Source organism: Bifidobacterium sp. POST2/T3 (B1) (assembly GCF_058197115.1).
On record NZ_JBVPQK010000202.1, the window covers coordinates 1 to 4,928 of the forward strand.

The following is a 4,928-nucleotide window of genomic DNA, read 5'->3' on the forward strand; positions in this document are numbered from 1 at the left end:
TCTGGCTCGTGAATCCGTCAGCCCCTGTGCAGGCAGGATGCGGTCAAGCCGGTCGCGGGTGAGAGCCACGGTTCTTCTATGACCGGCCCCTGCGCTGACGACCATGTCCTCATCGTTCACTGACCCTCCCGGTTCAGGTCCTGCTGGAGCCCAGTTAGCACCTTGCCGAGTAGCTCCACCTGTTGACCATCGTCAAGCTTGTCCAATTGAGCTAAGCCAGGGAAACGCTCCAAAAGGGGGGCCATGGCTTGCTTATCCATGGGCTTTTCAGGTGCTGGTGCAGTCGTATCCTCATCATCTGCCTGTGAGAACCGTCCAGAATGCTCAGACCCGACAGGCTGCTCAGTCTGGCCAGATTGCTCAGTTAGCCCGTAGCGATTGGTTTCCTGGGATGATCCGCTCGCTTCGAGCTGTCCAGACTTGACCTCTTCCGACATGGCCGTTATGCCCCTACAACGAAGGCGGGCAAATCCAGCGAGTCCATGTCCACGCCGCGATCCTGGTACTCCCAGAGCGCACAGGCACAGGCTCGCACAGCATCCAGATCTGACAGGGGATCGCCGCCGCCCTCAAGAGCACGCAGGGCGACATGCCCGTCTTCATCTACTCTTGCGGTTTGACCGCCGCAGTGCCAGGTCTGGTCTGCTTCCTTACTGGGTTGGGGTTGTGGCATAGTCAGGCCGCGCAGGTCTTCAGCCAGATAGGTCGGCCGCAACTTGGCAGGTGCAGTCAGAATGGCGGGGGTTCGGGCCACGCCTGTCAGGACGACCATGGAGTCGTACCCGCCCCTGTTAGCTGCCTCGATGTCGGTGTCCAGACGATCACCTACAGGCAGGCATTGGTCAACGTCCAAGTTCTTCTCCTGGCTATCGGCCAACAGCTGTCGAGCCTCGTCGTACATGGCCGATTCCGGCTTGCCGGCCGAGTCCTCCGGCTGCTTGCCAGTAGCCAGAATCACCGGTTGGAGCATGGCTCCATTGCCTGGTGCCATACCACCTTCGCGGGGCAGGGTCTGATCCTTGTTGGTAGTGAAGTAACGTGCACCGTTTTCTATGGCAAAGGCAGCCTGGGCCAGGTCCTGCCAACTCAACTCGGGATACCAAGCCTGGATGACGGCCTCTGGCTGATCTGCAGCCTTGTATACAGGCACCATCCCATTGAGGCGGATCTGATCTCGTAGATGATCGGATCCAATGACCAGCACCCTGGCGCCATCCTGCAGGTATCTGCGCAGCATTCGTGCCGCAACGACGGCAGAGGTGATGACCTGGCCATCGTCCAAGGTCAAACCGAAATCGCGCAGTTGATCAGCCACCACATGCGGGAACCGGGATGCATTGTTGGTGGTGTAAGCCATGCGCATGCCAAGCATCTGAGCACGGTCAATGCCCTCGGCCGCATACTCTACAGGGTCAGCGCCCCGGTAGACCACCCCGTCCAAGTCCAGTAGAGCCAGACGGTAGGTCTTTGCCGGAGCGTCATCAGTCCCTTTGAGAAAGACGGTCACTATTCAGCCCTGTCTTCATCAGATGTACCGGACTCCTTGACCTGCGCATCCCTGACCTGCTCATTTTGATCATCGATAGTGTCTGCATCGGATCCTGCATCCTGAACAGTCGCGTCACAGCCATCAGCAACTTCGCCAGTAACAGTTGTGTCAGCTTCGCTACCGTTCTGGTCGCTTTGAGAACCTTCGTCCGAAGTTTCTGCATCAAGATGAGAAGGCTCTCCCCCGATTTGCTCCACAGCATCTGACGATTTCTGGATTTCCGATTCCGGCATTTCGGCTGAACCGGCTAAGTCAGACGAACCAGTTGAATCAACTGTATCGGATGTATCAGCTGAATTAGATGATTCAGTCGAATCAATTGAATCACCTGTGTCAGTTGGGTCCGCTGAATCGTTCGAAGCTACTGATTCGGGAGATTCCTCACCCTTACTGCCATCAGCACCCTGATCAGATGCATCAGTGGCACCAGACTCGGCATCTTCAGTCTCATCCTCATCCGAATCGTTCTCACCGCCATCCGGGTCAATGGAGAGCTCCTCCATCATGGCCGGATCCAAGTGCTCCAGGTCGTAGTCAATCAGGATCTCCTCGGACTGTCCGTCCTTCTGGCCATCTTCGTCCTCATCCTCGTCGGCATACTCCGCTTCCAGCCGATCCAGCAGGGGTTCCAACTCCAGAGCCTCCTGGCTGCGACCAGCCTGTTCAAGGAAGTTCTGCTCGGCCTGCACGGCACGCATCCGGTAGTCACCGCTGAGCCCGCGGGCCTTGACCAGGGCCTGAACGGTCTCGATGGCCTTATCCCACAAGCCCAAATCGCCCAGTGCTCCGGCATAAACCAAGAACATCTCCGCCTTGGACTCGCCCTGCAGCTGGCTGCCCTCCTCGGAGGTAGCCTCCTCAATGGCCTTGCGAGGATTGCCCAGACCACGTTCACAGTCGGCGATGAAAGGCAGGTAATCAGAATAGCCGTTCATGCGGTGTGCAGTGCGGAACTCCTTCAAGGCCAGCTTGTAATCGCCCTGACGGTAGGCCACCAGCGCCAACGTCTCACGGGCAAGATCGATCCGCGAAGCCTGCCGAGCAGCCCACTTAGCATGGGCCAGAGCACCTTGGGGATCAGTCTCTTCCAAGGCATAGGCGGCCAAAATGTGTAGGCCGATGTTCTCGGCATGCTCCTTGCTCAGTCCACGCAGGCGTAGACGATCATCCTTGGAAAGCATGGACCATTCCAAACCCTTGGGCATCTTGGGCTCGCCAGGCCGACGATCCGTATAGGGGTTCTGCGAGGGGTAGGAGATGGTCCCGTCAGAGTTACGACGACCACGGTCATAGCCATTCTGGCGGTCACGCTGATAGGCCCCCCGGCGGTCGTCATGGCGATAAGCGTCACGACGACGGTCATCACGGCCATGCTGGCCCTGATACCTGTCGCCACGGGAACGGTCGCCCCGATAGCCGCCTTGACGATGATCATCACGGGAACGATCGCCATAAGAGTGGTTGCCGTAGGGACGATCCCCATGTGAACGGTCCTGGCGTGGACGGTCATCACGGGAGCGGTTGTTCCAGGGGCGATCCCCACCGGACCGCTCATCCTGCCGACGGTCAAACCTCCGGTTGTCATCCCGACGGCGGTCCCCGTGGAAACCCTGGCTACGATCACGGTCACGGTCATGCCGCTGGTAGCCATACCCCGACCGACCGCGGTTGTTGTCACGATCACGATGCCCATATCCGCCATTCCCGTTGGCATGAAAGTCGCGACGTGGACGGTCGCCATCCTGCCGACGGCCGTGGCGGTCACGGTCGGAATCCCTGCGGAAGCCGCCGTGACCATCCTGACGGTCATGTCTGTATCCGCGATTGTCGCGCTCGAACCGGTCGTGCCCGCGCCCGCGGAAGGGCCGCTGGCCATTCCTGTTCTCGGAACGGCGCTCTTCGCCGCCCTCGCCGTCATGGTTGTGGAAGTTACCGGAACGGTGACCCCCCGAACGATAGCCGCCGGAGCGGTATCCACCAGAGTGCGAACCGCCCTTGTGGAAGCCCGAAGAGCGACGGCCACCCGACCGGAATCCGCCCGGACGCGAACCGCCCCGGCCCCGTCCGCGATCGCCCCGGGAATAATTGTGTTCTTCTGCCATCAGTGTCCTTAATTCCTACGTTCCTACTTGCCGGCCCGACGCTCAAGTGCGCCCAAGGCCTTCTTTCCTCTGCGAACCAGGGCGAAGCGCCCATGCAGAAAGTCCTTGTTCCCCAATACCTGATCCGGATCCTCGACCCGCTGGTTATTCAGATAGAAACCACCCGATGCCACAGTCTTACGAGCCTCAGAGACTGAACGGAAGAGTCCGGCCGCAACCCCGGCCTCCACCAGACGCTGGCCCTCGCTGGCTGCGGGCAGAGCTCGCCCGCCTTGACCATCATCGACCTTGAGCCCGTCCAGAGCAGAATCCAGCACATCCTCGTCCAGCTCCTCCAGGGTCTTGCCACGACCGAAGAGGGCACCAGAGGCATCAATGGCCCCCTGAGCGGCATGCTCGCCGTGCACATAGGAGGTCACCTGCCAGGCCAGAACCTTCTGGGCCTCGCGAGCGCCCGGATCCTGGGCGGTCCTTTCCTCCAGACGCTCGATTTCGGCCTTGGGCAGGAAGGTAAAGGTCTTCAGCAGCTTGACCACCTGGTCGTCAGGCTGGTTGAACCAGAACTGGTAGAAGCGGTAGGGGCTGAACATGGTGGGATCCAGCCAGACTGCGTTGCCCTCAGACTTGCCGAACTTCTTGCCCTGGGAGTCAGTGATCAACGGGCTGGTCATAACATTGACGGACGCATTGCGCACCTTGCGAATCAAATCCAGACCGCTGGTCAGATTCCCCCACTGGTCGCTGCCGCCAAGCTGCAGACTGCATCCGTAGCGGTCAAAGAGCTCCAGAAAATCGTTGCCCTGGAGCACTTGATAGCTGAACTCAGTAAAGGAGATGCCTTCGTCGGAGTCCAGACGGCGGGCCACCGTGTCCTTGGCCAGCATGGTGCCCATGCGGAAGTTCTTGCCCACATCGCGCAGGAAGTCGATGGTGCTCATGGAGCCGGTCCACTCGTAGTTGTTGACGAACCGGACGGGGTTGTCTCCCTCGGTATCCAGGAAGCGACCGATTTGCCCACGAAGGCGCTCGGTCCACTCGGCCACGGTCTGCTTGGGATTCAGGGTGCGCTCCCCTGACTGACGAGGGTCGCCAATCAGCCCGGTGGCCCCGCCCACAACAGCGATGGGATGCAGACCGGCCGCCTGCAGATGGCGCATGTTGAGCAGCTGGACCAGATTGCCCACATGCAGTGAGGGGGCAGTGGGGTCAAATCCGCAATAATAGGTCACCGAGGGGTCGGCCAGCACCTTCCTGAGCTCGGACTCGTCCGTGCACTG

The 4,928-nt window shown here is 60.0% G+C and carries 4 protein-coding genes; all 4 read right to left on the bottom strand.

All coding sequences use genetic code 11. From position 1 onward, the window contains the following. Positions 1-116: 116 nt before the first annotated feature. A complete protein-coding gene (locus AC0AP0_RS08960) occupies positions 117-437 on the bottom strand; it encodes a hypothetical protein (protein ID WP_490430212.1) in 321 nt (106 codons plus the stop codon). A 5-nt stretch (positions 438-442) separates the two neighbouring features. After that, the gene (locus AC0AP0_RS08965) at positions 443-1,507 is read right to left on the bottom strand and encodes an HAD-IIA family hydrolase (protein ID WP_490430213.1); all 1,065 of its coding nucleotides are present in this window, start codon (positions 1,505-1,507) and stop codon (positions 443-445) included. Beyond that, positions 1,507-3,651 carry a tetratricopeptide repeat protein gene (locus tag AC0AP0_RS08970; protein WP_490430214.1) on the bottom strand — a complete coding sequence of 715 codons (2,145 nt, stop codon included), beginning with the start codon at positions 3,649-3,651 and terminating at the stop codon, positions 1,507-1,509. The genes AC0AP0_RS08965 and AC0AP0_RS08970 overlap by 1 nt, the downstream gene beginning before the upstream one ends. Before the next feature lie 23 nt (positions 3,652-3,674). Then, on the bottom strand, positions 3,675-4,928 hold a 1,254-nt coding region (gene tyrS / locus AC0AP0_RS08975; protein ID WP_490430215.1), incomplete at its 5' end, for a tyrosine--tRNA ligase.